The organism is Mangrovibacter sp. MFB070 (genome assembly GCF_000705335.1).
In the GTDB taxonomy this organism is placed as follows: domain Bacteria; phylum Pseudomonadota; class Gammaproteobacteria; order Enterobacterales; family Enterobacteriaceae; genus Mangrovibacter; species Mangrovibacter plantisponsor.
The window spans coordinates 35,067-61,162 of the sequence record NZ_JJMI01000018.1; the positions used below are offsets into that span (position 1 = coordinate 35,067).

The 26,096-nt window shown below is 51.4% G+C and carries 21 protein-coding genes and 2 pseudogenes; 15 read left to right on the forward strand and 8 right to left on the reverse strand.

Features of this window, described 5'->3' with window-relative positions; genetic code table 11:
- The first annotated feature begins 22 nt into the window (after positions 1-22).
- Positions 23-1,915 carry a DNA topoisomerase IV subunit B gene (gene parE / locus DT73_RS06230; protein WP_036105669.1) on the forward strand — a complete coding sequence of 631 codons (1,893 nt, stop codon included), beginning with the start codon at positions 23-25 and terminating at the stop codon, positions 1,913-1,915.
- A 106-nt stretch (positions 1,916-2,021) separates the two neighbouring features.
- Here parE and DT73_RS06235 read toward each other — a convergent pair whose 3' ends face one another.
- Positions 2,022-3,020: a LysR family transcriptional regulator gene (locus DT73_RS06235; protein WP_036105672.1), complete on the reverse strand. Its 999-nt coding sequence runs from the start codon at positions 3,018-3,020 to the stop codon at positions 2,022-2,024.
- 140 nt (positions 3,021-3,160) lie between these two features.
- Here DT73_RS06235 and argH point away from each other — a divergent pair, with 140 nt between their 5' ends.
- The 7 genes from argH to DT73_RS06270 are packed head-to-tail and all read left to right on the forward strand — an operon-like array spanning position 3,161 to position 10,246.
- On the forward strand, positions 3,161-4,588 hold the full coding sequence (gene argH, locus DT73_RS06240; protein WP_036105675.1) for an argininosuccinate lyase: 1,428 nt from the start codon (positions 3,161-3,163) through the stop codon (positions 4,586-4,588).
- 10 nt (positions 4,589-4,598) lie between these two features.
- Positions 4,599-5,477 carry an amino acid ABC transporter permease gene (locus DT73_RS06245; protein ID WP_036105678.1) on the forward strand — a complete coding sequence of 293 codons (879 nt, stop codon included), beginning with the start codon at positions 4,599-4,601 and terminating at the stop codon, positions 5,475-5,477.
- A 12-nt stretch (positions 5,478-5,489) separates the two neighbouring features.
- On the forward strand, positions 5,490-6,254 hold the full coding sequence (locus tag DT73_RS06250; protein ID WP_036105682.1) for an amino acid ABC transporter ATP-binding protein: 765 nt from the start codon (positions 5,490-5,492) through the stop codon (positions 6,252-6,254).
- A 16-nt stretch (positions 6,255-6,270) separates the two neighbouring features.
- Positions 6,271-7,098 (forward strand): ABC transporter substrate-binding protein, encoded by an 828-nt coding sequence (locus DT73_RS06255; RefSeq protein WP_036105686.1) that lies wholly within the window; start codon positions 6,271-6,273, stop codon positions 7,096-7,098.
- A 14-nt stretch (positions 7,099-7,112) separates the two neighbouring features.
- Positions 7,113-7,961 carry a polysaccharide deacetylase gene (locus tag DT73_RS06260; protein WP_036105689.1) on the forward strand — a complete coding sequence of 283 codons (849 nt, stop codon included), beginning with the start codon at positions 7,113-7,115 and terminating at the stop codon, positions 7,959-7,961.
- The gene (locus DT73_RS06265) at positions 7,951-8,856 is read left to right on the forward strand and encodes a polysaccharide deacetylase (RefSeq protein WP_235234430.1); all 906 of its coding nucleotides are present in this window, start codon (positions 7,951-7,953) and stop codon (positions 8,854-8,856) included. The genes DT73_RS06260 and DT73_RS06265 overlap by 11 nt, the downstream gene beginning before the upstream one ends.
- Positions 8,849-10,246, forward strand: a complete 1,398-nt coding sequence (locus DT73_RS06270) for an MmgE/PrpD family protein (protein ID WP_036105692.1) — start codon at positions 8,849-8,851, stop codon at positions 10,244-10,246. Before DT73_RS06265 ends, DT73_RS06270 begins: the two co-directional genes overlap by 8 nt.
- Before the next feature lie 120 nt (positions 10,247-10,366).
- Here DT73_RS06270 and DT73_RS06275 read toward each other — a convergent pair whose 3' ends face one another.
- Positions 10,367-10,684: a putative quinol monooxygenase gene (locus tag DT73_RS06275; protein ID WP_036105695.1), complete on the reverse strand. Its 318-nt coding sequence runs from the start codon at positions 10,682-10,684 to the stop codon at positions 10,367-10,369.
- 30 nt (positions 10,685-10,714) lie between these two features.
- Positions 10,715-11,296, reverse strand: a complete 582-nt coding sequence (locus DT73_RS06280; protein ID WP_036105697.1) for an NAD(P)H-dependent oxidoreductase — start codon at positions 11,294-11,296, stop codon at positions 10,715-10,717.
- A gap of 198 nt (positions 11,297-11,494) precedes the next feature.
- Between DT73_RS06280 and parC the strand changes: the two genes are divergently transcribed.
- The 4 genes and pseudogenes from parC to DT73_RS06300 all read left to right on the forward strand — a co-directional run.
- A complete protein-coding gene (gene parC, locus DT73_RS06285) occupies positions 11,495-13,762 on the forward strand; it encodes a DNA topoisomerase IV subunit A (RefSeq protein ID WP_036105699.1) in 2,268 nt (755 codons plus the stop codon).
- A gap of 236 nt (positions 13,763-13,998) precedes the next feature.
- Complete coding sequence (locus DT73_RS06290) at positions 13,999-14,757, forward strand: 1-acylglycerol-3-phosphate O-acyltransferase (RefSeq protein ID WP_036105702.1); 759 nt, start codon at positions 13,999-14,001, stop codon at positions 14,755-14,757.
- Positions 14,758-14,826: 69 nt separating this feature from the next.
- Entirely contained in the window at positions 14,827-16,236 is a 1,410-nt protein-coding gene (ftsP, locus tag DT73_RS06295) for a cell division protein FtsP (protein ID WP_036105705.1), read from the forward strand.
- Positions 16,237-16,383: 147 nt separating this feature from the next.
- Positions 16,384-18,597: pseudogene (locus DT73_RS06300) on the forward strand (YgiQ family radical SAM protein); the annotation flags it as partial.
- Positions 18,598-18,804: 207 nt separating this feature from the next.
- Here DT73_RS06300 and dkgA read toward each other — a convergent pair.
- Together dkgA and yqhD are read right to left on the reverse strand one after the other, a co-directional pair.
- Positions 18,805-19,632, reverse strand: a complete 828-nt coding sequence (dkgA, locus tag DT73_RS06305) for a 2,5-didehydrogluconate reductase DkgA (protein ID WP_036105708.1) — start codon at positions 19,630-19,632, stop codon at positions 18,805-18,807.
- A gap of 74 nt (positions 19,633-19,706) precedes the next feature.
- On the reverse strand, positions 19,707-20,870 hold the full coding sequence (gene yqhD / locus DT73_RS06310) for an alcohol dehydrogenase (RefSeq protein ID WP_036105711.1): 1,164 nt from the start codon (positions 20,868-20,870) through the stop codon (positions 19,707-19,709).
- 184 nt (positions 20,871-21,054) lie between these two features.
- Between yqhD and DT73_RS06315 the strand changes: the two genes are divergently transcribed.
- Positions 21,055-21,987, forward strand: a complete 933-nt coding sequence (locus DT73_RS06315; protein ID WP_051691284.1) for an AraC family transcriptional regulator — start codon at positions 21,055-21,057, stop codon at positions 21,985-21,987.
- Positions 21,988-22,017: 30 nt separating this feature from the next.
- On the opposite strand, the gene DT73_RS06320 is transcribed toward DT73_RS06315, so the two are convergent.
- On the reverse strand, positions 22,018-22,680 hold the full coding sequence (locus DT73_RS06320; protein WP_036105712.1) for a DedA family protein: 663 nt from the start codon (positions 22,678-22,680) through the stop codon (positions 22,018-22,020).
- Positions 22,681-22,815: 135 nt separating this feature from the next.
- Positions 22,816-24,003: a cystathionine beta-lyase gene (metC, locus tag DT73_RS06325; protein ID WP_036105713.1), complete on the reverse strand. Its 1,188-nt coding sequence runs from the start codon at positions 24,001-24,003 to the stop codon at positions 22,816-22,818.
- Between the two features lie 246 nt (positions 24,004-24,249).
- Between metC and exbB the strand changes: the two genes are divergently transcribed.
- Positions 24,250-24,984, forward strand: a complete 735-nt coding sequence (gene exbB / locus DT73_RS06330; RefSeq protein ID WP_152552493.1) for a tol-pal system-associated acyl-CoA thioesterase — start codon at positions 24,250-24,252, stop codon at positions 24,982-24,984.
- Positions 24,985-24,990: 6 nt separating this feature from the next.
- Positions 24,991-25,410: pseudogene (exbD, locus tag DT73_RS06335) on the forward strand (TonB system transport protein ExbD); the annotation flags it as partial.
- 292 nt (positions 25,411-25,702) lie between these two features.
- Here the strand turns inward: exbD and DT73_RS06340 are convergent.
- Positions 25,703-26,095, reverse strand: a complete 393-nt coding sequence (locus DT73_RS06340) for a hypothetical protein (protein WP_036105716.1) — start codon at positions 26,093-26,095, stop codon at positions 25,703-25,705.
- Position 26,096 lies beyond the last annotated feature (1 nt).

Genomic DNA, 26,096 nt, shown 5'->3' on the forward strand with positions numbered 1-26,096 from the left:
CTTAGTTGAGCAGCGAAAAACCATGACGCAATCCTATAACGCTGATGCCATTGAGGTACTTACCGGGCTTGAGCCGGTTCGCCGTCGCCCGGGAATGTACACGGACACCACGCGCCCTAACCACCTTGGTCAGGAGGTTATTGATAACAGCGTGGATGAAGCGCTGGCAGGCCATGCCAAAAAAGTTGACGTAATTCTCCATGCGGATCAGTCGCTGGAAGTCATTGATGACGGGCGTGGTATGCCTGTCGATATTCACCCGGAAGAAGGTGTTCCGGCGGTTGAGCTTATCCTGTGCCGTTTACACGCCGGGGGGAAATTCTCCAATAAAAACTACCAGTTCTCTGGTGGGTTACACGGGGTGGGTATCTCGGTTGTCAACGCGTTATCCAAACGGGTTGAAGTCACAGTTAAACGCGATGGCCAGGTGTATGGCATTGCGTTTGAAAATGGCGATAAAGTTGAAGAACTGCATGTGACAGGGACCTGCGGTAAACGTAATACCGGTACCAGCGTGCATTTCTGGCCTGATGAACAATTTTTCGACAGTCCGCGCTTCTCTGTTTCTCGCCTGTCGCATTTGCTGAAAGCGAAAGCAGTACTGTGCCCGGGCGTTGAAATCACTTTCCGCGATGAAGTGAACAACACCGAACAGCGTTGGTGCTACCAGGATGGCCTGACAGACTACCTGTGTGAAGCTGTTAATGGTCTGGTGACACTTCCGGAAAAACCATTTGTGGGTAACTTTTCTGGTGAAGCCGAAGCCGTTGACTGGGCACTGCTGTGGTTGCCGGAAGGTGGTGAACTGCTCACTGAAAGCTATGTCAACCTGATCCCTACTATGCTGGGCGGGACTCATGTTAACGGTCTGCGCCAGGGGCTGCTGGATGGTATCCGCGAGTTTTGTGAATTCCGCAATATTTTGCCGCGTGGTGTGAAATTATCTGCTGACGATATTTGGGAACGCTGTGCTTACGTTCTGTCTGTCAAAATGCAGGATCCGCAGTTTGCCGGGCAGACCAAAGAACGCCTGTCATCGCGCCAGTGTGCGGCATTTGTCTCTGGTGTGGTAAAAGATGCTTTCAGCTTGTGGCTGAACCAGAACGTGCAGGCGGCAGAACAACTGGCTGAACTGGCGATTGCCAGCGCGCAGCGCCGTCTGAGAGCAGCCAAGAAAGTTGTGCGTAAGAAACTGACCAGTGGCCCGGCCCTGCCTGGTAAGCTGGCAGACTGTACCGCCCAGGATTTGCATCGTACCGAGCTTTTTCTGGTGGAAGGGGATTCCGCAGGTGGTTCGGCAAAACAGGCTCGCGACCGTGAGTACCAGGCCATCATGCCTTTGAAAGGTAAGATCCTGAACACCTGGGAAGTGTCTTCAGACGAAGTGCTGGGCTCCCAGGAAGTGCATGATATTTCCGTCGCCATTGGTATTGATCCCGACAGCGACGATTTAACCCAACTGCGCTACGGTAAGATTTGTATCCTGGCGGATGCAGACTCCGATGGGCTGCACATTGCTACATTGCTGTGTGCGCTGTTTGTGCGCCATTTCCGCCCGCTGGTGAAAGCAGGCCATGTGTATGTGGCAATGCCACCGCTGTATCGTATCGACCTGGGTAAAGAAGTTTATTACGCCCTGACTGACGAAGAAAAAGACGGTGTCATGGAGCAGCTTAAGCGTAAACGCGGTAAACCAAACGTTCAGCGCTTTAAAGGGCTGGGTGAAATGAACCCGCTACAGTTACGTGAAACGACGCTGGATCCCAATACCCGCCGCCTGGTGCAGTTAACCATTAGCGATGACGATGAAGAGCGTACCCAGTCAATGATGGATATGTTATTGGCGAAAAAACGTTCTGAAGACCGCCGTAACTGGTTGCAGGAAAAAGGCGATATGGTGGATATCGAAGTCTGATTGATTGCCGGTTAACAACCCTGATGGTGGAGGCGTAAAGCCCGAATCACAGGGTTTTTTTATGCCCGTTGGCACGTCACAGGCTCATTTGTATAAGCGTGTTGCCTCATAATGATGCAACCGCAGCCTCATTGATGGCTAATGCCTGCATAAATAAATTAATCACCGGGTTAATTTTTTTCCCTTTTTTCAGCATCAGGTAAAAAGGTGTTTCTGCCACCAGCTTTTCATTACTGAGTGCCTGCAGTAAGCCCCGATCAATATAGCTTTGCGCATAATGTTCCGGGAGGTAACCAATAAAGTGCCCGGTTAATATTAGCATAGCAACTGACTCTACCTGAACAGCCTGTATTTTTGTGTCGTGAACCGGCAGGAGACCACTGGTATCGCGGTGTGAAACATACATGTGATTAATCATTTTTTGTTGTTTTATTGTGTCAATAGAAACGTTATTTTCCGCTTCTTTATTAAATAGTGGGTGAGATGATGAACAATAAATTTTCGAGGTTTCATGATATAAAAGAAAATATTCAAAGGCTTCTTTTTTTTCATATACAGGGCCAATTCCACAATGAAAACGCCCCTCGCTAATACCTCTTTCTATATCTTCTAATTGTGATGTCTGCAGGCGGATATTTACTTTTGGTGCATTCTGGTGCAATTGTTGCACCGCTTTGGTGACAGGTGATTGAGTGTCTGAAATAGTATTATCAACCACGCTAATTGCGATATCTCCAAGAACTTCATTGCGGCTGCTGTGAACCCTCTCGCGGAAAGTATTAAGTGAAACAAAGAGTTCCAGTGTTGCCTGGTATACGTTTACGCCATATTCAGTCAATTCAAAGCCTTCGCGCCCGCGGCTGCATAAGGTCATCCCAAGGCGTATTTCAAGGTCGGAAACCTGTTTGCTAATTGCGGCAAGGCCAATATTCAGTTCATGGCTGGCCGCCGTCATTCCCCCGGCTTCAACCACACATTTAAAAACACGCAGTAATTTAAGGTCGATGTTATTTAATGAAAGTGTTGTTCCGTCATTACGATTCATCGCGCTGTTTCCATTGCCCGGACTTGCCATGTTTCCATAATGAGAAACTTTACTTTCCATTTTTACTATTTAACTCCGTAAATATTGCGGTAAAAGTACAGTGAACATGAAATGAATTAAGTTTTCCAGTGATTGTAAAAATAAGTTTTTATTATTACCGGAAACGAAATCATTTATCGCCGTCTTGAAAGGGAAACAGCATGTCTGAAAATGCAGAGCGCCTTTGGGGAGCGCGTTTTAAATCCGCCCCAGCCGCGAGCCTGAGTGCGTTATCACGCAGCCCAGAGCACTATTTCTCACTGGCTCCTTACGATCTCGCCGGGTGCCGGGCCCATGCCAGAGAGCTGGAAAGAGCCGGGTTGCTCAGTGCTGAAGAGTTATCAGCCATGCTGGTGGCGATTGATAAGCTGGACCAGGATTTTCGTGCCGGGCTGGTTTCACCGATTATTGCGGATGAAGACGTTCATACATTTATTGAACGTGTACTGGTTGAACGCCTGGGGGAATTGGGCGGCAAGTTACGCGCAGGCCGGTCTCGTAATGACCAGACAGTGAATGATTTGCGTCTCTACCTGCGGGATAACGGGCGCCGTGTAGCCAGTGCATTGCTGGAGTTACAACAGGCTCTGATGGGGCAGGCAGCCCAGCATCTTAACAGTGTTGCTCCAGGTTTTACCCACCTTCAGCAGGCTCAGCCCATTGTTTTTGGACACCAGTTACTGGCTCACGCTCAGTCTTTCGCCCGGGATATTTCACGTATGCAGGACTGGGATCAGCGCAGTGCATACTGCCCTCTGGGCGCTGCGGCCATGGCTGGTTCCGCTATTGCCCGCCAACCGGAGCTTGCAGCGCAGGAACTGGGGTATATCGCAGCCTGTGAGAACTCCATTGATGCCGTTGCCAGCCGTGATTTTGCCGCGGAATTCTTGTTTGTGACTGCCATGATAGCCGTCAACCTGTCGCGTTTGTGCGAGGAAGTCTGCCTCTGGTCATCTCGCCAGTTCCGTTGGGTTGAACTGGATGACAGCTATGCCACGGGCAGCTCGATTATGCCGCAAAAGAAAAACCCGGATATTGCCGAGCTGACGCGTGGGCGCAGTGGTCGCCTGGTCGGAAACCTGATGGCATTACTGACCACCATGAAAGCGATGCCACTCTCCTACAACCGGGATTTAAGTGATGACAAGCGCAATGTCATTGATGCGGTAGAGACCCTGTTACTGGTTCTGCCTGCCATGTCTGGCATGGTTGCCACCCTGAAATTCGATACACAAAGAATGGCGCAGCAGGCGCCAGAAGGCTTCACCCTGGCAACGGAGGTGGCGGACTGGCTGGCAATGCGCGGGGTGCCATTTAAGCATGCCCATGAAATTACCGGGCAACTGGTACAACTGTGCGAACAACAGCAGTGCGGGCTGGATGCGCTGAGCGATGCCCAACTGCAATCGGTAGATGAGCGCCTGACGCCTGACGTTCGTGATGCCCTGACTCTGGTAGCGGCATTAGCTGCCCGCCACGGTTTCGGTGGCACCGCGCCGCACTGTGTTGAACAGCAGTTAGCCCGCCTGCAAACACTGACTGAATCCCAGTTGCGCTGGACCCGGGATTACACAGGGCCGCGAGCCTGAAGGAGGCAGGATGGAACAATCAACCCCGCTTGCAACATCATCACCGGCGCATAACAGCCGCACACAGTATGACCTGGATAAATACCAGGTCGTCCCGCGCCGTTACTACGGGCGAATTACTGCCTCGGTTGTGATTTTGCTCCTGGTGGCAATGCTGGTGAATGCTTTTGCCCACGGCAATATTGAATGGCGCTATGTCGGGCAGTTTTTTACTGCCAAAGCCATTCTTCAGGGGGTGATGAACACCCTGATTATGTCGATTCTGGCCATGATGCTGGGCGTGGTTTTTGGTGTGGTGGCGGCAATTATGTATATGTCGCCCAACCCGGTGTTGCATTACATCGCAGTGGTCTATGCCTGGATTTTTCGTGGCACTCCACTGATTCTGCAATTACTGCTGTGGTTCAACCTCGCACTGGTATTCCCGGTGATTTCCATACCCGGCCTGTTCAGTGTGCAAACCGTACACGTAATGACACCATTTCTGGCCGCTTTGCTGGGGCTGAGTATCAACCAGGGAGCGTATACTTCCGAAGTGGTTCGTGCCGGTTTGCTGTCTGTGGATATTGGCCAGTATGAAGCGGCGAAATCTATTGGCATGCCGCGCCTGCAGGCTTTACGCCGCATTATTTTGCCCCAGGCGATGCGAGTTATTCTGCCGCCAATTGGTAATGAATTTATCAGCATGATCAAAACGACCAGTCTGGCGAGCATGATTCAGTACTCCGAATTGCTCTACAACACGCAAAACATCTACTTCGCTAACGCACGTGTGATGGAGCTGCTGTTTGTGGCTGGTATTTGGTATCTGATGATTGTCACGGTGCTCTCTTTTGGCCAAAGCCAACTGGAGCGTTATTTCTCCCGCGGTCATCGCCGCCGCCAGTAACTGGAGAGCCTCATGAGAAACATTGTTCGTGCCATGAAGGTGAACAAATATTTTGACCAGTTCCACGCGCTGAAAGATGTCAGTCTGGAGGTGAATTACGGCGAGGTGATGTGCATTCTCGGGCCATCTGGTTCAGGGAAAAGTACCTTTCTGCGTTGTATTAACCAGCTTGAAAAGGTGGACAGGGGCGGGATCTGGATAGACAACGAATTGGCTGGCTATCGCATTGCGGGCGATAAGCTGTACCCGCTCAGTGACAAACAAATTGCCCGCCAGCGCCTGCATACCGGCATGGTTTTCCAGCGCTTTAACTTATTTCCCCATAAAACTGCGCTGGAGAATATCACTGAAGGCCCATGCAATGTGTTATTGCGCCCAAAACGCGAAGCAACTGAAGAAGCAATGGCATTGCTGGAGCGGGTTGGTTTGGCAAACAAAGCACACGCCTACCCGCAGTCGCTCTCTGGCGGGCAACAGCAGCGCGTTGCCATTGCCCGGGCACTGGCCATGAAACCAAAACTGATGCTGTTCGATGAACCCACTTCGGCACTGGATCCCGAAATGGTGGGGGAAGTGTTGGCTGTCATGCGTCAACTGGCGCAGGAGGGCACAACAATGCTGGTGGTGACCCACGAAATGGGCTTTGCCCGCGAGGTTGCCAACCAGGTGGTGTTTATGGATGAAGGCCAGATTATTGAGCAGGGCGCACCAGAAGAGATTCTGCTCAACCCGCGTAACCCGCGGATGAAAAATTTCATTAATGCCATTCTCCTTTAATTAACCGGGGTAAACCATGAAGAACGTGTTTCTGAGCGTGATAGCAACTGCACTCGTTGTCCAGGCCTCCAGCACCTGGGCGGCAACTGAATTACCAGCATCCATTAAGGCAAAAGGCGAAATTACCGTGGCAATTATGCCGAACTACCCGCCAATGGATTTTAAAGACCCGGCCAGCAATCAGTTAACCGGTGTGGATTACGACCTGGGCGTTGCCATTGGCAAAGAGCTGGGTATCAAAGTGAACTGGCAGGAAATCGCGTTTGAGCAGATGGTCAATGCTGTGGTAACCAAACGAGTCGATATGGTGATGTCAGGTATGACAGATACCAAAGAACGCCAGAAAGTGGTCGATTTTATTGACTACTTCAAAACCGGCCCACAGTTTTACACGCTGACCGCCCGTCAGGATCTCCAGCATGATATTGATTTGTGTGGCAAACATGTTGGCACCAGCCGCCGTACTACATTCCCGCAGGAAATTGCTAACTGGAGCAAATCCCATTGCGAAGCTGCGGGTAAACCGGCCGTTATGGTTGTGGGTACTGAAGGTAGCGCGGATGCACGCACGCAGTTACGCCAGCGCCGCCTGGATGCAGCTGTGCAGGGGAGCGAAACGCTGCCTTACATTATGGGCCTCGAAAAGGGAACCTTTAAGCCACTGGATAAAGCATTCGCCTTCCAGTACACCGGGATGGCGATTGGCAAGGACAACACTGCATTACGTGATGCCATTCAGGGCGCGTTGAATGACATGATTGCCAATGGCACCTATCAAAAAATCCTCACTAAATGGGGCTTATCAGATAACGGTGTTGCCAAAGCCACCGTCAACCAGGGCTAAAGCAGGAGCAGATGATGCAATCACCGGGTGAATTGCGTTGGCCTGAGGGAAAACGCGGTTGTATGGCGCTGGCGTTTGATTTAGATGGGCCAACTGGCGATGCCATGCTTAATGGCAGTATCTGGTCTTCGCCGGAGTACTTTACCTTTGGCTCGTATGGGCCATTTCGGGCACTCGGTCGTTTGCTCGATTTACTGCAAGACTTTCAGTTACCTGCCACGTTTTTTGTTCCGGCCTGGGTTGTTGAGCACTGGCCGGAACAATGCCGCGCCATCGTGGATCAGGGGCATGAAGTTGCGTTTCATGGTTATCGGCACGAATCGTTTTTTGCCCTGAGCCCTGATGAACAGTATGCAGTGATGGCGAAATCCGCAGAAATCTTTCAACGCTATTTAGGTATCACCGCACGGGGGTTTCGTACCCCGTCGGGAGACTGGCATGCCAGTACCCCTGAAGTGCTCAAAGCGGCAGGTGTTCTCTATTCGAGCAGTATGAGAGGCGATGACCGCCCTTATTGCATTGAGGTTGCGGGTTTCCCGCCCCTGGTGGAAATTCCTGGTAAGTGGGAAATGGATGACTACGCCTCACTGGCTTATACCCGAAACCCGGATTTCCCCAAAGGGGGAGACCGTACTGCCAGCTATGCACTGACGCTGGATAACTGGCAACGGGAATTTGATGGCGCCATGGATGAAGGATTATGCCTGACAACTTTGTTCCACCCCAAAATCTCCGGGCAGCCCGGACGCATTTTGTTGCTGGAGAAATTCTTTGCCCATATGACATCCCGTGACGACGTGTGGTTTGCCCGCTGTGATGCCGTCGCTGAGTGGTATATGCAGGAGTGTCAACATGCCGGATAAAAACACAATGTTTACCGGGAGTACTTCGCCCTGGCCGCAGGGGTACCGTTCTGCTGCGGTTATCACCATTGATTTTAATGATATCTACGGCATTTTGACCCAGGCTCCTGCTGTTGAAGGGCGGGATAAAACATTGTCTGTCTGGCGCTATGGCACGCTGCGCGGTGTGGACCGTTTACTGAATCTGCTGGCGAAAAAACAGGTGAAAACCACCTGGTGCCTGCCTGCCATTGTGGCGCAAGAACAGCCACTGCTGCTGGAACGGATTTTGGCAGAAGGGCACGAAGTTGCCTGTGCAGGCGACCAGCACGAAGATTTTTCCGCTATGAGCCTGGAAGAGCAGGTTGCCTGTACGCGCCGCGCTACAGAGAAACTGACAGCGTTATGTGGCCGTGCGCCACGGGGGTTTCGTACTCCTGCCGGGCAGTGGAAACCCGGGTTTGCTCAGGCACTGAGCGGCATGGGGTTTCAGTGGTCTTCATGCTGGCGGGGCGATGACCTGCCGTATTTCCATCCGGGTACACCTCTGGTTGAGTTACCGCTGCATTATGAACTGGAAGATGAACCCTATTTCGCGTTTAACCTCAGCCCGGCAGTACCACCTGGCCAGTCGCGTATTGCGTCCTACCAGGAAACACTGGCGAACATGACCCAGGACTTTTACGGTTATCACCGGTTCGGTTTGTGTTACTTACTCCGTTTACACCCGGAAATTATGGGGACGGCAGGCCGAATTTCATTACTGGAAGCGCTGATTGATACGTTGCAACAACAACCCGTCTGGTTAACCACCGCGGAGTCTGTGGCCGAACACTGGCGTTCTTCTCAACCCGCTAATACGCCAGACCACCCGGCGGAAATATTCCAGCGGTTGTGGGAACAAAATCATGGCTGAACCAGTGATTGATTATGCGCACTCGCTGGGCGAGTTCATTGCCTCTACAGGCTACAGCGATTTTCCGCCGCACCTGGTGGAAAAAGCCAAACGCCATTTTTTAGATACCCTGGGCGCTATGCTCGCAGGCACAGACAGTGATATCTGGCATCAGTGTGCTGCATTAGCCAGGGAAGAAGGTGGGCATGCACAGTCCCTTCTTGTCGGGCAGGCGTGGCGGGTAACCCCGCGCCAGTCGGCCTGGCTGAATGGTGTTGCTGCACATATGTATGAACTGGATGATACCGGTGGCTGTGACCACTCCGGAGCCGTGGTAATGCCGGCCATTCTCGCGGCATTACCGCTGGTGGGGGACGTTGTTGACGGGCAGCGTTTGCTGACCGCGTTTATTATTGGCTATGACATTGGCCGCCGTGTGCTGGAAGCCTGTGGCGGTTATAACGCTCATAACGAAGCAGGCTGGCACTCGACGGCAACTTGCGGGGTATTTGGTGCCACTGCCGCAGTATGCAACCTGCTCCGGTTGCCCCCTGCTCAGTGCAGTGCTGCCCTGGGTATTGCGGGCAGTTTCAGTAGTGGCCTGTGGGCTTTTATACACGATGGTTCACAAACTAAAAAACTGCATGCTGGCCGGGCTGCCGAGAGTGGGCTGTTTGCCGCGCAACTGGCACAAAGAGGCATTCAGGGGCCGGGTGCTATTTTCGCTGAAAAATGGGGCGGTTTTTTGCAAACCATTGCACCTCACAGCCAGCTACCTGAGGCACTGGTGGCATCGCTCGGGCAAGTCTGGAAACTGGCGCGTTGCTCAATCAAACCTTATGCCTCATGCCGGGGAACCCATTCAGCGGTTGATGCACTGAACCAGTTGTTATCTGTGCAGCCTTTAGCTCAGGTGCAGCGCATACATGTCCGGCTGAACCCATTTTTAATGGAGATGTGCGGTGGACGGTCAACTGACAGCCTGGCTGCGGCACAAATGAGCCTGCCTTATGCGTTGGCTGCGCGTTTATGTTACGGCAGTGCCGGGCTGGAAAGTTACAGCGAAGAAAAGCGGCTTTCGCCACAAGTGAGCGATATGATGGCGCGCATTATTCTGGAAGTTGATGCGTCTCAACAAGGTGATGAAGAACCGGTGGTTATCTTGCACACTACCAGTGGCCGTGTGGCGCAGGTTCAGGTGCCGGTACCTTCAGGTTCTCCGGGAAACCCCCTGAGTGATGAGGCATTGCTGGCAAAATTCCGCCAGCTTGCCAGCCGGGTGTTGCCGGAGGCGCTCTGCAGAGAACTCGAGCAGATTTGCCTGCATTTGGATGGTTACCCGGATACTGCTGCGTTACTCAATATACTTAGCCGGGAAGAAGCACAAACAAGGGACGAGGCTGCGCGGTGAAACGGATGAAAGTTGCTTAAAAAAGCAGAATACAGCAGAAACAAAAAAGAAGGAAAACCGGGTTTTCCTTCTTTTTAGAAACGCCAGCACAGTTATGTTGTGCCTGGCACTGGAGTGAAATCAGGCGATGCCGGGTTTCAGAATGCGAATGTGCATATCCAGCACATCATTCTTCGTTTTTTCCCCGAATGCTTTCATATGCGGCGTTTCCAGGTGCGCTTTGAGATGTGCGGCGCTTTCCCACACTTCAACCATCACAATGGAATCAGGTGCAGTTGCCTGAAAATCCAGAGTGGTGCTCTCATCCACCATTGGGGTGTAGCCATGGCAACCTTCTTCCTGAAGAACAACAGGTACCAGGGTTTTAAATTCATTCAGCACGGCCTGGCGATGATGAGCGCCTGGACGTGTGCGAATTTCAGCAATCACTGTCAGCATAAATTCACTCCTTTTTAAATGTGCTAACAGTTAAGCAAAAATTGCCCGCAGATGCTCGCGATATTGTGCAATATAATGCGGCACATCTGGTTGCTTAATCACATCGTTGGCAATAAACGTGGGTAAACTTTCCAGGCCAATAAACTGATTGGCTTTGTGGAACGGCAGGTAGACGCCATCCACCCCTACGCCGTGGAAGAACTGTTCTTTGTCGGTAAATGCTTCCAGTGGAGCGTTCCAGGTCAGTGACAGCATATATTTTTTACCCTGCAGCAGGCCGCCTGAACCATATTTTTTGCTGGCGTCTGAACGGGTACGGCCATCACTGGCGTACAGGCTGCCATGGCCTGCGGTGAACACGTCATCTATGTATTTTTTAACGGTCCAGGGCGCGCCCATCCACCAACCAGGCATTTGCCAGATAATGGCGTCAGCTGCCAGGAAGCGGGCAACTTCATCGTCAACATTGTAATCGCTGTCGGCAACGCTCACTGTTACTTCGTGGCCCAGCTCACGTAGTTGAGCTACAGCTTCTTCGGTCAGCGTATTATTCAGTTGGCCGGCGGAATGTCCAAATGACTTGGCACCATTAACAATCAGTATGTTACTCATGGTCTCTTTCCGATAAGTTAAGATGCAGAAGATTTTATCGTGATGTGCGTCACACCTGTAGTGGAAAGACAGGCAAAGACTTTTGCTCTGGGAGCAATAATGCGCTTCTTGTGACTCTCTACGCCAGATAGGGTACTATCGGCGACAATAGTGCCATTCAACTTTGCTTCGGCCAGTCAGTTTGAGGGTTAAGAATTAATGAGTGAGATTACTCATGACGGCGTAGAGCGCCGTGCTCTACATGAATTTACGGAAAGTGCGTATCTCAATTATTCCATGTACGTCATCATGGATCGCGCATTACCATTTATTGGCGATGGGCTGAAACCCGTTCAGCGGCGTATTGTGTACTCCATGTCTGAACTGGGGCTCAATGCAGCGGCTAAATTCAAAAAGTCGGCACGTACCGTTGGCGATGTTCTGGGTAAATACCATCCCCATGGCGACAGCGCCTGCTACGAAGCAATGGTGCTAATGGCGCAACCCTTCTCCTACCGCTATCCACTGGTAGACGGCCAGGGGAACTGGGGGGCACCGGATGATCCGAAGTCCTTCGCAGCGATGCGTTATACCGAATCCCGTTTGTCGCGTTATGCCGAAGTACTGCTTAGTGAACTGGGCCAGGGAACGGTTGACTATGTCCCTAACTTTGACGGGACGCTCAGCGAACCTAAAATGCTGCCAGCCCGTTTACCCAATATTCTGTTAAACGGCACCACAGGCATTGCTGTGGGGATGGCGACAGATATTCCGCCTCATAACCTGCGTGAAGTGGCTCAGGCTGCGGTAACCCTGATTGAAAACCCAAAAACCACGCTGGATGCCTTGCTGGATATAATTCAGGGGCCGGATTACCCCACAGAAGCGGAAATCATTACCTCCCGTGAAGATATCCGTCGCATTTACCAGAACGGGCGTGGTTCTGTGCGCATGCGCGCTGTCTGGAATAAAGAAGATGGCGCTGTGGTTATTACTGCGCTGCCTTACCAGGTTTCCGGTGCGCGGGTTCTGGAACAAATCGCCAGCCAGATGCGGGCGAAAAAACTGCCCATGGTTGACGACCTGCGCGATGAGTCCGACCACGAGAACCCGACTCGCCTGGTGATTGTGCCGCGCTCTAATCGCGTGGATATGGAACAGGTTATGAACCACCTGTTTGCCACTACCGACCTTGAGAAAAGCTACCGCGTTAACCTGAACATGATTGGTTTGGATGGCCGCCCGGCGGTTAAAAACCTGCATGAAATTATCAGCGAGTGGTTAGTTTTCCGTCGTGATACAGTGCGCCGCCGCCTGAGTTTCCGGCTTGAGAAAGTGCTGAAACGCCTGCATATCCTCGAAGGTTTGTTGGTTGCGTTCCTGAATATTGATGAAGTTATTGAAATCATCCGCACTGAAGATGAACCGAAGCCAGCGCTGATGTCGCGCTTTGGTATCTCAGATACCCAGGCGGAAGCGATTCTTGAACTGAAATTACGCCACCTTGCCCGCCTGGAAGAAGTGAAAATCCGTGGTGAGCAGAGTGATCTGGAAAAAGAACGCGATACACTGCAGGGCATTCTCGCTTCTGAGCGGAAAATGAATAACCTGCTGAAAAAAGAGTTACAGGCAGATGCACAGGCTTATGGCGATGACCGCCGTTCTCCGTTACACGAACGTAGTGAAGCGAAGGCGATGAGCGACCATGAGATGATGCCGTCAGAACCCGTTACGATTGTGTTGTCGCAAATGGGTTGGGTTCGCAGTGCCAAAGGCCATGATATTGATGCCGCCGGGTTAAATTATAAAGCGGGCGACAGTTTTATGGCCGAGGCCAAAGGCAAGTCCAACCAGCCTGTGGTATTTATTGATTCCACCGGGCGCAGCTATGCACTGGACCCGGTGAACCTGCCGTCTGCCCGTGGGCAGGGGGAACCGCTTACCGGTAAACTGACGCTGCCGCCGGGTGCGGTGGTTGAACAGGTTCTGATGGCTCCGGATGAGCAGAAACTGTTAATGGCTTCCGATGCCGGTTACGGTTTTGTGTGTACCTTTAATGACCTGGTTGCCCGTAACCGTGCGGGTAAAGCAATGATTAGCTTGCCGGAAAATGCCCGTGCATTGCCGCCGTTATGGGTAAATCATGATGATGATATGTTACTGGCGATTACTACCGCCGGGCGTATGCTGATGTTCCCGGTTCGTGATTTACCGCAACTCTCGAAAGGTAAAGGCAACAAAATTATCTCCATCCCTGCGGCCGATGCCGCGAGCGGGAAAGATAAACTGGCCTGGTTGCGTGTTCTGCCACCACAAAGCACGGTAACAATCCATGTAGGTAAACGGAAGCTGAAACTGCGCCCGGAAGAGCTGCAAAAAGTCCATGCGGAACGTGGGCGCCGGGGAGCGGTTATGCGTGGCTTGCAACGGATTGATAATATCGAGATAGACTCGCCAGCCCGCTCTGATGACGAGAGCGAGGCATAAAAAGAACGGGGGAGTGGTGCCTCACTCCCCTGAATTCGTATGATTTTTTTCACCTCACCATTGTTTGTTATGGCGAAGCGTCTGACAATGCTTGCTCCAGTTATGGTGAATAGCTGGTCTGCAAATAGTGGTTGCTAATGTTATTCAGGGGACAGGATAAAAGGCGTTGAACCCTGCCTGAAACTGAAATTATACCAGGGCTCTGGTGAACATCGCCTGTGTCTTCAGAGGTTGCTATGCTTTTGATTATTCGTTTTATTATTGTCGTATTATACAGTATTTTGGTGTGTGTTTTCGGTTCGATTTACTGCCTCTTCAGCCCCAGAAACCCGCGCCATGTCGCCACGTTTGGCCACCTTTTTGCCCGTCTTTCGACTGTGTTTGGGTTAACTGTGGAAATCCGCAAACCATCCGGCGCGGAAAATTTTGGTAATGCTATTTATATTGCCAACCACCAAAACAACTACGATATGGTTACGGCGTCTTACATAGTTCAGCCATCAACCGTAACGGTGGGCAAAAAAAGTTTATTGTGGATCCCCTTTTTTGGGCAGTTGTACTGGCTGACAGGCAATCTGCTGATAGATCGCAATAACCGGGCAAAAGCACATGGTACGATTGCCCAGGTAGTTCAGCAGATTCGCGAGCGTAATATCTCCATCTGGATGTTTCCGGAAGGGACGCGAAGCCGTGGTCGTGGCTTATTGCCTTTTAAAGCAGGGGCATTTCATGCCGCGCTGGCTGCCGGAGTGCCTGTCATTCCTATCTGTGTTTCCAACACCAGCAATAAAATTAAACTTAATCGCTGGCGTAATGGGCTGGTGATAGTTGAAATGTTGCCACCCATTGATACCAGTAGCTTTGGTAAAGATCAGGTCCGTGAACTGTCTGCGCATTGCCGCCAGTTGATGGAAGAAAAAATTCGCGCACTGGATGAAGAAGTTGCTTTGCGTGAAGCGGGAAAAGTTACGTCCGAGAAAAACGAACAACGTTAAGCCTCTTTCTGGCCATTTTTAGGCGGGAAAGGTGTCCCGCCAAATTTATTCAGTTTACATGGAGCAATTATGTCACTCAGCCGGCGTCAGTTTATTCAGGCATCTGGCATTGCACTGGGCGTGGGGGCGTTGCCGTTAAAAGCCAATGCTGCCACCCAGTTGCCTCTTCCTGTTCCGCCATTGCTGGAGTCCCGGCGCGGGCAACCTTTGTTTCTGACGCTGCAAAGCGCTCACTGGTCTTTTGCTGCCGGGACGCGTGCTCAGGTATGGGGTTTCAACGGGCGTTATATGGGGCCAACCATTCGGGTATGGAATGGTGATGATGTCAAAATGATTTACAGCAACCGGTTAACGGAAAATGTCGCGATGACGATTTCCGGGTTGCAGGTTCCGGGGCCTCTGATGGGCGGCTCGGCGCGCATGATGACACCTAACGCAGACTGGGCGCCGGTGCTGCCGATTCGCCAGCAGGCTGCAACGTTGTGGTACCGCGCAAACACGCCAAACCGTTCCGCCGAGCAGGTTTACAAAGGACTGGCGGGGATGTGGCTGGTGGAAGATGACGTCAGTAAATCATTGCCTGTCCCTAACCACTACGGAGTGGATGATTTCCCGGTAATTTTGCAGGACAAACGGCTGGATAACTTTGGTGCGCCAACCTACAGCGAACCTTCCGATGGCGGGTTTATTGGTGATACCTTGCTGGTCAATGGCGTGCAGGGCCCTTATGTCGAAGTTTCGCGAGGCTGGGTACGCCTGCGTTTGCTTAATGCGTCGAATGCCCGGCGTTACCAGCTACGTATGTCTGATAGCCGGCCGCTGCACGTTATTTCCAGTGATCAGGGTTTTTTACCGGCACCCGTATCCGTTTCTCAGCTCTCTCTTGCGCCCGGTGAACGCCGTGAAGTGCTGGTGGATATGAGTAATGGTGATGCCGTCTCCATTACCTGCGGGGAATCTGCCGGCATAATGGAACGCATTCGTGGCTTTTTTGAACCATCCAGCATTCTGATTTCAACGTTAGTATTAACGCTACGCCCAACAGGGTTGTTGCCCCTGGTTACCACCCCACTTCCTGCGCGCCTGTTACCTGAGGATATTATTGCCGGTTCTTCGACACGCAGCCGTGATATTTCTCTGGGTGATGATCCGGGTATTAATGGTCAGTTGTGGGACGTGAACCGCATTGATATTGAAACCCTGCAAGGGACCTGGGAGCGCTGGACCGTTCACGCCGATACGCCCCAGGCTTTCCACATCGAAGGTGTCATGTTCCAGGTGCGGAATGTGAATGGCGCTGCTCCCTTCCCGGAAGACAGAGGCTGGAAAGATACCGTCTGGGTTGACGGGCAGGTGGAATTGCTGGTGTATTTCGGCCAGCCGTCCTGGCCGCATTTCCCCTTCCTGTATTCCAGCCAGACACTGGAACTGGCCGACAGGGGCTCAATTGGGCAGCTATTAGTTCAACCTGCATCCTGATGCTTATCCACCTGATATCACTGAGCATTCAGGGGTATCAGGTGGTAGTCAAGTGAACATAATTTGTTCAGCCCTCTTCTTTTCCTGCACTAACCGGGCGTATAATCGCGACCCTTTGATATCTTTTTACCTTTTTTCGGAAGCAATATGAGCCGTACCAGCCTGATTCAGCCCGAGCGCGACCTCTTTTCATGGCCCCAATATTGGGCTGCCTGCTTTGGTCCCGCCCCATTTCTGCCCATGTCCCGCGAGGAGATGGACCAATTAGGCTGGGATAGCTGCGATATTATTCTGGTTACTGGTGATGCCTATGTTGACCACCCGAGTTTCGGGATGGCGATTTGTGGCCGTATGCTGGAAGCGCAGGGGTTTCGTGTCGGGATTATTTCCCAGCCAGACTGGACCAGCAAAGACGCATTTATGGCACTGGGTAAACCCAACCTGTTCTTCGGTGTGACTGCGGGCAATATGGACTCCATGATTAACCGCTACACGGCAGACCGGAAATTGCGCCACGACGACGCATACACACCGGATAACGTCGCAGGTAAACGCCCGGACCGTGCCACCCTGGTTTACACTCAGCGTTGTAAAGAAGCCTGGAGCGATGTGCCGGTGATCCTTGGCGGTATTGAAGCCAGCCTGCGCCGTACTGCGCATTATGATTACTGGTCTGATACCGTTCGCCGTTCCGTACTGGTTGATGCCAAAGCAGATATGCTGATGTTTGGCAACGGCGAGCGCCCGCTGGTGGAAGTGGCACACCGTTTATCGCAGGGTGAGCCAATCAGTGAAATTAAAGATGTGCGCAATACTGCAATCATCGTTCGTGAAGCACTGCCTGGCTGGGAAGGGGTGGACTCCACTCGCCTGGACACGCCCGGTAAGATAGACCCGATCCCGCATCCCTATGGCGAGGATTTGCCTTGTGCGGATAATAACAAAGCCGTTGAAGTGGGTGCGGGGGCAAAAGCTGAAGCTATCGTGGTACAGCCGCCAAAACTCAAGCAAAAGCCGTGGGAAAAGACTTACATTCTGTTGCCCTCCTATGAAAAAGTAAAAGGCGACAAAGTGTTGTACGCCCATGCTTCACGTATTCTGCACCATGAAACTAACCCCGGTTGCGCTCGGGCATTAATGCAAAAACAGGGTGATCGCTATATCTGGATCAACCCACCGGCAATTCCGCTTTCCACTGAAGAAATGGACAGCGTGTTCGCACTGCCTTACAAACGTGTACCGCATCCGTCATATGGCGACAGCCGTATTCCGGCGTATGAAATGATCCGCTTCTCAGTCAATATTATGCGTGGTTGCTTCGGCGGGTGTACTTTCTGTTCTATTACCGAACATGAAGGGCGCATTATTCAGAGCCGCTCAGAAGATTCAATCATCAATGAAATCGAGGCGATCCGCGATACGGTGCCAGGCTTTACGGGCGTGATTTCCGACCTGGGCGGGCCAACCGCCAATATGTATATGTTGCGCTGTAAATCCCCGCGCGCAGAGCAAACCTGCCGCCGTTTATCCTGCGTTTACCCGGATATCTGCCCGCACATGGATACCGATCACCAGCCGACAATTGACTTGTATCGCCGTGCTCGTGATCTGAGTGGTATTAAAAAGATCCTGATAGCTTCTGGTGTGCGTTACGATCTGGCAGTTGAAGATCCTCGCTACATTAAAGAACTGGCAACTCACCATGTGGGTGGGTATTTGAAGATTGCGCCTGAACATACCGAAGAAGGCCCGTTGTCGAAGATGATGAAGCCGGGTATGGGAAGCTATCATCGCTTCAAAGAGCTGTTTGACAGCTATTCGAAACAGGCAGGTAAAGAGCAGTACCTGATCCCTTATTTTATTTCTGCGCACCCAGGTACGCGGGATGAAGATATGGTCAACCTTGCATTGTGGCTGAAGCAACACCGTTTCCGCCTGGATCAGGTACAAAACTTCTACCCGTCGCCCCTGGCGAATGCCACCACGATGTATTACACCGGTAAAAACCCGTTATCCAAAGTGAATTACAAGAGTGAGGATATTGTGGTGCCGCGTGGTGACAAGCAACGCCGCCTGCATAAAGCCTTGCTGCGTTACCATGATCCGGCCAACTGGCCGTTGATTCGCTCTGCACTGGAAGCTATGGGGAAAAAACACCTGATAGGCCCGCGGCGCGAGTGCCTGGTGCCGTCACCAACAATGGAAGAAATGCGCGAAGCGCGCCGCCAGAACCGTAAGAGCCAGACAGCACTGACACGCCATACGCCAATGGCTCATCAGCGCCGGTCTCCTCAGGCAGCAACTGGCCGCGCACCTCAGGCCGCGCCTGCAGGCCGTGCATCTCAGGCAGCAACTGGCCGCGCACCTCAGGCTGCATCTGCAGGTCGTGGGCCTCAGGCTACACCGGGGCGGTCTCCTCAGGCGGCGCAAAAACGTCGTAAACCTCAGGCCAAACAAGGCTAAAACAGGCTGGCTTAACAAATGAAAAAACGCCCTTCGTAATGAAGGGCGTTTGTTTGTGCGAGAGGCGCTTATATCGCACTGCTTTGGTAATATGCCAGGGCAGCCTTATGCTCCAAATTTATCCGGGTCCGGGCCAATACGCTTACCACAATCCAGTTTTGCCATCTCTGCCAGTTCTTCTTTTTCCAGGCGGAAATCCCAGACATTGAAGTTTTCAGCAATACGCGATGGGGTTACTGACTTCGGGATCACGACCAGGCCGTTATCCAGATGCCAGCGGATAATAATTTGCGCGGGGGATTTTCCGTATTTGTCTGCCAGATGGTGAATAATCTTTTGCTCAAAAATACCTTCACCAGCCCGGGCCAGTGGGCTCCAGGATTCCGTTTGTATTTGGTGGGTGGCATTCCATGCATGCAATGCACGTTGTTGAAATAACGGGTGCAGTTCAATCTGGTTGATCACCGGGTGCACGCCTGTTTCATCAATAATGTGCTGCAGGTGATCAATATTGAAATTGCAGACACCGATACTCTTCACCAGCCCTTGCTGTTGAAGATCAATCATACTTTTCCAGGCTTCAATGTAGTGGCCTTTCGCCGGGACCGGCCAGTGCATCAGCCACAGATCAATATAATCAAGCTGCAGTTTTTCAAGGCTTGTCTGGAGTGCCTGCGCAGGGCGCAGGTGGTCAGCATTCCACAGTTTGGTGGTGATAAATAAGTCTTCGCGGGGGACATGACTATCTTTTAATGCCTGGCCAACGCCTTCTTCGTTGTGGTAGGCGGCTGCGGTATCTATTGCCCGGTAGCCCACATCCAGTGCACTACTTATGGCGGTTAGCACTTCTTCATTGCTGGCCTGCCAGACGCCTAAGCCAAGTTGTGGCATCAGGTTACCATCGTGCAGCTTTATCACACTTGCATTCGCCATTCTCTCCTCCTTTATTGAGCTGCCACCCGTAGCAGGTGGCAGCGAAGGGTCGAAACCAGGATCGTGAATGCTGGTTAGCGGGCCGCCTCATAAATACGGCGGCTTACTTCCAGGGTAATATCCTGATGCTCGCCCAGGTTGGTCATGCCGTGTTCTTCCAGTTTAGACAATAAGGCCGGAATAGTGCTGCCATCCAGACCATAATCGGATAAATGTGTCGGAATTCCCATACTTTCAAAGAACTGGCGAGTGGCATCAATGGCCGCGTCAATACGGGCATCTTCGCTTCCTTCAGTGATGTTCCACACACGTTCAGCATATTGCAGCAGTTTTGCTCGTTTCTGTTCGCGTTTTTCATTCAGCAACGCGGGCAGAACAATGGCCAGAGTTTGCCCGTGATCCAGGCCGTGCATCGCGGTGAGCTCATGCCCCAGCATGTGTGTTGCCCAGTCTTGCGGCACACCAGCCCCAATCAGGCCATTAAGCGCCATGGTGGCGGCCCACATGATATTCGCCCGGACATCGTAGTTTTCTGGCTCTTTCAGCGCGACAGGGCCTTCTTCTTTCAGTGTCAGCAACAGGCCTTCAGCAAAACGGTCCTGAACTTTCGCATTAACCGGATAAGTGATGTATTGCTCAACGGTATGAATAAATGCATCAACCACACCGTTTGCCACCTGGCGGGCTGGTAATGTGTAGGTATAAACCGGGTCGAGAACCGCAAACAGTGGCTGAACATGTGGAGACATAAATGCACGTTTGTCGCCTGTTGTGCGGCGAGACACTACTGCGCCATTGTTTGATTCAGAACCGGTCGCCGGCAGTGTCAGCACGGAGCCCAGTGGCAGGGCACCTTTAATATTGCTGCCCCAGGTTTCCAGAATTTCCCAGGGATCCACGCCATCCTGGTATTGTGCTGCGGCGGCAATAAACTTCGTGCCATCCAGTACTGAACCGCCACCAACAGCCAGCAAGAAAGTAATATTTTCTTTCTTAACCACCTCTACGGCTTTCATCAGGGTTTCATACGCCGGGTTCGGTTCAATGCCACCAAAAGTTTGTACATTTAAACCATCCAGAGCAGTGAGCACCTGGTCAAGCACGCCAGTTTTTTTCACGCTGCCGCCGCCGTAGGTGATAAGAATGTGGGCATCTGCCGGAATATTTTCGCGCAGTGAAGACAGTGCACCTTTACCAAATAAAATGCGGGTAGGGGTATGTAAATCGAAATTGTTCATGGGGTGTACCCTTAGATAATTAATTATGCCCTGTGGGGCGTTGGCGTTTATTGTCTGATTCTACGCTCCATTGCTCAATGCTCATTTCTGCAATTGATTTGCCTATTTCTACAAAGTAATAGAGAAAGAATTCATTTCAGGTAGACTGTACTTTGTCCGTATTCTCTCAACCTGGTAAGTGAAAATGAGCCGAAGTGAAATTTGCCTGGCGTTAAAAGAAAAGGTTAATCACCTGATAAATATAAAAAATACTTCTAATTTTTTTGGTGGTGAAATTAGCCTGCTCTATGGGGAATCTCCGTATCCCCGCACGCCGGTAATGTATGAACCAGGTGTTGTTTTTCTCTTTTCAGGCCACAAAACGGGTTATCTTAATGATCGTGTCTTTCGCTATGATGTGAACGAATATTTATTGCTGACAGTGCCATTGCCTTTTGAATGTGAAACTGCAGCAACACCAGAAGAACCGCTTGCCGGGTTACGCATCAACATCAACATCATGCAGTTACAGGCTCTGCTTATGGATATTGGCGAAGAGCCGGGGTTCCAGCCGCGTCCTGTATCCAGTGGTATTCATTCAGCACCTTTATCTGAACCCATTTTGTGTGCTGTTGAGCGCTTGCTGGATGTGCTGGAAAGCCCGCTGGATGCGCGCATCCTGGGTAAAGCTATTATTCGGGAGATTCTTTATCATTTGTTGACCGGGCCGGTAGGTGGGGCATTACTGGCTTTGGTCAGCCGCCATACCCATTTCAGCCTGATTAGCCGGGCATTGCGGCGTATTGAAACTCAGTACCGCGATAACCTGACGGTCGACCAGCTGGCTATAGAAGCGAACATGAGCGTATCAGCGTTTCATCACAATTTTAAATCTGTCACCAGTACTTCACCGTTGCAGTACCTGAAAACCTACCGGTTACACAAAGCGCGTTTATTGATGCTGCATGACGGGATGAAAGCAGGGGCTGCGGCCATGCAAGTGGGCTACGAAAGCCCTTCTCAGTTCAGCCGGGAATTTAAACGTTACTTTGGGCTGACGCCCGGGGAAGATATTCTGAGAATGCGGGCAACGCAAACGAGTACCCGCAATCTGCTGAACACGGCTGTTCGCCAGTAGAACCCTAGTTCACCGGGCGGTTATTGTTTGTCACAACGCCGCCCATCGGCTTTTTTTAACAGCAACAATAATGGCCCCGAGTAACCCGGCGACCAGCAAAACAACCGGTAAAATCATTAACCCGGTCATGACCTGGTCTTCATGGCGTTTTACAAATGGAATCATACTCAGTGCATAACCCAGGCCGGTAACAGTGCCCACCCACAATATAGCACTCAGCCAGTTAAAGAACTGAAACCGGCGGTTGGACAGCCCGGATAACCCGGCAATGATGGGCAGAATGGTGCGCACAAATGCCAGAAAACGCCCCACCAACAGCGCCAGCAGACCATGGCGGTCGAACAAACAGGTTGCACGCTGGTGGTACTGCTCAGGCAGTTGATGTAACCAGCCTTTCACCATGCGCGTATTGCCCAGCCAGCGGCCTTGCAGGTAACTCAGCCAGCAGCCAAGGCTGGCAGCGGCGGTGAGCAACAATAATGTAGAAGTAAAATCCATTACACCCCGGCCAATCATTGCGCCAGCGAGTAACAGCAGGCTGTCCCCGGGAAGAAAGGCTGCAGGCAACAAGCCGTTCTCAAGGAACAGTGTTGCGAACATGATGCAATATACGATACCGATAACATGTGGATTAGTCAGAGCCACAAAATCATGGTGCCAAAGTGCAGCGATGATATTTTCGATAACAACCATGAAACATCCCGTGGAACAGCATAAATTAGAGTAATTGTACCTGACGGATACAGTTTAACACCTTGATCCGGCGCTCAACATGGCACATCCCATACTCATGTATGACAACTTTTTTCAGACTTAAACCAAACTGAGTTAACCAATACGCTCCAGCCCGGCGGCGAGGTCGTCAATCAGGTCTGACACATTCTCAAGACCGATGTGAACGCGTACCAGGGTGCCAGTAAAGTCTACCTCACTCTCCGGCCTGATAGCGGCAATTTCTTCAGGTTGATTCGCTAAAATGAGTGACTCAAACCCGCCCCAGGAGTAGGCCATGCTGAAATGGCTGAAATTGTCCAGAAAATGGGCAAACTCAGCTTCGCTAAGGCGTTTTTTCAAAATAAAGGAGAACAGCCCGCTACAGCCGGTAAAATCGCGCTTCCAGAATTCATGGCCTTTACTGCCAGGCAAAGCCGGGTGGTTAACGCGCTCAACTGCCGGATGCTGTTGCAACCAACTGGCAATAGCAATGCTGCTTTCCTGGTGTTGTTTCAGGCGCACACCCAGGGTACGTAAACCGCGGCTGGTCATGTACGCGGTATCGGCATCCAACATTTGCCCCATCAGGTAGGCATTTTCACGAAGTTGTTCCCAGCAACGGGCGTTGGAAACTGCGGTGCCAACCATCGCATCGGAATGGCCAATCAAATATTTTGTGCCCGCCTGAATTGAGATATCGACACCAAAATCCAGAGCCTTAAACAACACACCCGCAGCCCAGGTATTGTCCATCATAATAATGGCATTGGGGGCTTTCTCTCGTACTGCTTTGACGATAGCCGGGACATCATGCACTTCCATAGTAATGGAACCAGGGGATTCCAGAAAAACAACCCGCGTTTCCGGCCTGACCAGTTTGGCAATATCAGCGCCAATTAGCGGGTCAAACCAGGAGGTGGTCACGCCTAACCGGGAGAGGATTTTGGTGCACAAATCTTGCGTCGGTTCATACGCGGTGCGTGTTACCAGAATATGGTCACCTTGTTCAACGAAGGCCAGAATAGTATTTGCGACGGCCGCAGCGCCACAAGGAAACAGTGCGCAACCAGCACCACCTTCGAGTTCACACATAGCTTCCTGCAAGGAAAAATGCGTGAGGGTGCCGCGGCGGCCGTAAAATAACTCACCTGTTGCACGGCCTGCAGTAGCCTGCTTTTTAGCACTGACGGACTCAAATACCAGCGAGGATGCGCGCTGGATAACACTGTTAACAGAACCCTGGGTATAGCGCTTGTTACGGCCAGCAGTAATCAGCGCGGTTTCAAGATGTTTCTCTGACATTGCCTGTCCCTTTATACGTCTGGATGTCTAAATAAGTTACCACGCTTCTGCCGGGACCGGCACAGGGAAATTAGCGTCATAAGAAAAAGCGCGGAAAAAAGCGGTGAATTTCTGTCCTGGCGCAAAGAAAAAGAGTGTGATCCAGGTCATTATGTAAATACTAATGAGAACGACTATCAATTCGACGGTATTTTGATATGATACCGCCAATATTCGTTTTTTTCATGTTGGTCCTGGAGATTCACTGTGGCAGAAAATTTGATGCAGGCGGATTTGTCCGTCTGGGGTATGTATCATCATGCCGATATTGTGGTGAAGCTGGTCATGATTGGCCTGTTGCTCGCCTCCGTGGTCACATGGGCGCTGTTCTTTCGCAAATTTACTGAACTGCTTGCCTGGAAACGCCGCCTGAATGGTGAGTATTCCGCGCTCTCAAGTGCCCGCTCTTTAGATGAAGCCAGCGAAACGGCTGCCGGTTTTCACGCCCGCAGTCTGAGTGCTCAGTTAATTAATGAAGCACAGGACGAACTGGTCCTTTCAGAAGACAGTACTGATAACGAAGGTATTAAATCGCGTACCAGTTTCCGTCTGGAGCGCCGCGTTGCGGCAACCGGGCGTTATCTGGGGCGTGGTAATGGCTTTTTGGCGACTATTGGTGCTATTTCTCCGTTCGTCGGCTTATTCGGCACGGTCTGGGGCATCATGAACAGCTTTATCGGTATTGCGCAATCGCAAACAACGAACCTGGCAGTTGTGGCTCCGGGTATCGCAGAAGCGCTGTTGGCTACCGCAATTGGCCTGGTTGCTGCTATTCCAGCTGTGGTGATTTACAACGTTTTCGCGCGCATGATCGGTAATTACAAAGCCTCTCTGGGTGATGTGGCGGCGCAAGTCTTGTTACTGCAAAGCCGGGATCTGGATTTGGCCGCGAGCCGTGAAGCACGAAATATCCAGCCCGCTCAGAAACTGCGTGTAGGTTGATGCCTTATGGCTATGCATTTTAACGAGAACGCTGGCGACAGCGCCGAGATGCACGATATCAACGTCACACCCTTTATTGATGTGATGCTGGTGTTGCTGATTATCTTTATGGTGGCGGCACCACTGGCGACAGTTGACGTAAAAGTGAACTTACCTGGTTCATCCAGCGAGCCGCAACCACGCCCGGAAAAACCCCTGTATCTGTCAGTCAAAGCCGACAAAACGCTGTTTATCGGCGATGAGCCTGTAACTGAGCAGAACATGGTGGACGTCCTGAACACCATGACAGAAGGGAAGAAAGACACCACTATCTTTTTCCGTGCGGATAAAACGGTTGATTATGAAACCCTGATGCATGTGATGGATATGCTGCAACAGGCCGGGTATCTCAAAATTGGCCTGGTAGCGCAAGAAAGTAACCCAGCAGCCGGGGCAGCAGCAGGCCCGACGAGTGCGTCACCACAACCCGCTCAGCCATCACAGCCGGCAGAGGCCGCCACTAAGTAAGCCTTGTGTTACGAGCAGGGTAACGGGTGAGTGGCTAATCCGTTAATAATGCGGATTGCTGCCAGCCCGGCTGGTGAGTCAATAGTGGGAATTTTATCTGTTCCAGGTAAGACGGCAGGCTTGCTTTGCTTCTTACTGGAATCAAGGCGTGGCACTGGCCACGCTTTTTTTATGTGTGAAAGAATGTGCCAGAAAATTAAGATGTGGGAGGTTAGCTGCCGAGCGCAGAAGACGTCTTAAACTGGCCGTCAACCAGTTTGCGTGAGACTTCCAGTGTTTGTGCTTCATGAGTACGGAATTGCTGGTAATGTGCCTCAATACGCGCCATGACCTTTTCTTTTAGCTCCGGGTTGCTGGCCAGTAACTGGCACAACACGCTGCCATAAACTTCTTCTTTCACCTGGAACGAGTACAGCGCTTTACGGTTCTGCCACTTCAATTCAACCAGGGCTGCCGGAATGCTGGATACTTTACGGGTATAACGGTCTACCACTTCGTTTTTATAAAGCCGCAGTGACTGTAAATTTCTACTTAAGATAAATTGGTGCTTATTTTCAGTATTTAAAGTGAAATTTTTATTAATTGATTGAGCCTGTTCAGACATA

Coding starts and splice junctions, on each gene's coding strand:
- parE (WP_036105669.1), top strand. CDS start 23: ATGACGCAATCCTATAACGCTGATGCCATTGAGGTACTTACCGGGCTT.
- DT73_RS06235 (WP_036105672.1), bottom strand. CDS start 3,020: ATGGAAAGTAAAGTTTCTCATTATGGAAACATGGCAAGTCCGGGCAAT.
- argH (WP_036105675.1), top strand. CDS start 3,161: ATGTCTGAAAATGCAGAGCGCCTTTGGGGAGCGCGTTTTAAATCCGCC.
- DT73_RS06245 (WP_036105678.1), top strand. CDS start 4,599: ATGGAACAATCAACCCCGCTTGCAACATCATCACCGGCGCATAACAGC.
- DT73_RS06250 (WP_036105682.1), top strand. CDS start 5,490: ATGAGAAACATTGTTCGTGCCATGAAGGTGAACAAATATTTTGACCAG.
- DT73_RS06255 (WP_036105686.1), top strand. CDS start 6,271: ATGAAGAACGTGTTTCTGAGCGTGATAGCAACTGCACTCGTTGTCCAG.
- DT73_RS06260 (WP_036105689.1), top strand. CDS start 7,113: ATGCAATCACCGGGTGAATTGCGTTGGCCTGAGGGAAAACGCGGTTGT.
- DT73_RS06265 (WP_235234430.1), top strand. CDS start 7,951: ATGCCGGATAAAAACACAATGTTTACCGGGAGTACTTCGCCCTGGCCG.
- DT73_RS06270 (WP_036105692.1), top strand. CDS start 8,849: ATGGCTGAACCAGTGATTGATTATGCGCACTCGCTGGGCGAGTTCATT.
- DT73_RS06275 (WP_036105695.1), bottom strand. CDS start 10,684: ATGCTGACAGTGATTGCTGAAATTCGCACACGTCCAGGCGCTCATCAT.
- DT73_RS06280 (WP_036105697.1), bottom strand. CDS start 11,296: ATGAGTAACATACTGATTGTTAATGGTGCCAAGTCATTTGGACATTCC.
- parC (WP_036105699.1), top strand. CDS start 11,495: ATGAGTGAGATTACTCATGACGGCGTAGAGCGCCGTGCTCTACATGAA.
- DT73_RS06290 (WP_036105702.1), top strand. CDS start 13,999: ATGCTTTTGATTATTCGTTTTATTATTGTCGTATTATACAGTATTTTG.
- ftsP (WP_036105705.1), top strand. CDS start 14,827: ATGTCACTCAGCCGGCGTCAGTTTATTCAGGCATCTGGCATTGCACTG.
- dkgA (WP_036105708.1), bottom strand. CDS start 19,632: ATGGCGAATGCAAGTGTGATAAAGCTGCACGATGGTAACCTGATGCCA.
- yqhD (WP_036105711.1), bottom strand. CDS start 20,870: ATGAACAATTTCGATTTACATACCCCTACCCGCATTTTATTTGGTAAA.
- DT73_RS06315 (WP_051691284.1), top strand. CDS start 21,055: ATGAGCCGAAGTGAAATTTGCCTGGCGTTAAAAGAAAAGGTTAATCAC.
- DT73_RS06320 (WP_036105712.1), bottom strand. CDS start 22,680: ATGGTTGTTATCGAAAATATCATCGCTGCACTTTGGCACCATGATTTT.
- metC (WP_036105713.1), bottom strand. CDS start 24,003: ATGTCAGAGAAACATCTTGAAACCGCGCTGATTACTGCTGGCCGTAAC.
- DT73_RS06340 (WP_036105716.1), bottom strand. CDS start 26,095: ATGTCTGAACAGGCTCAATCAATTAATAAAAATTTCACTTTAAATACT.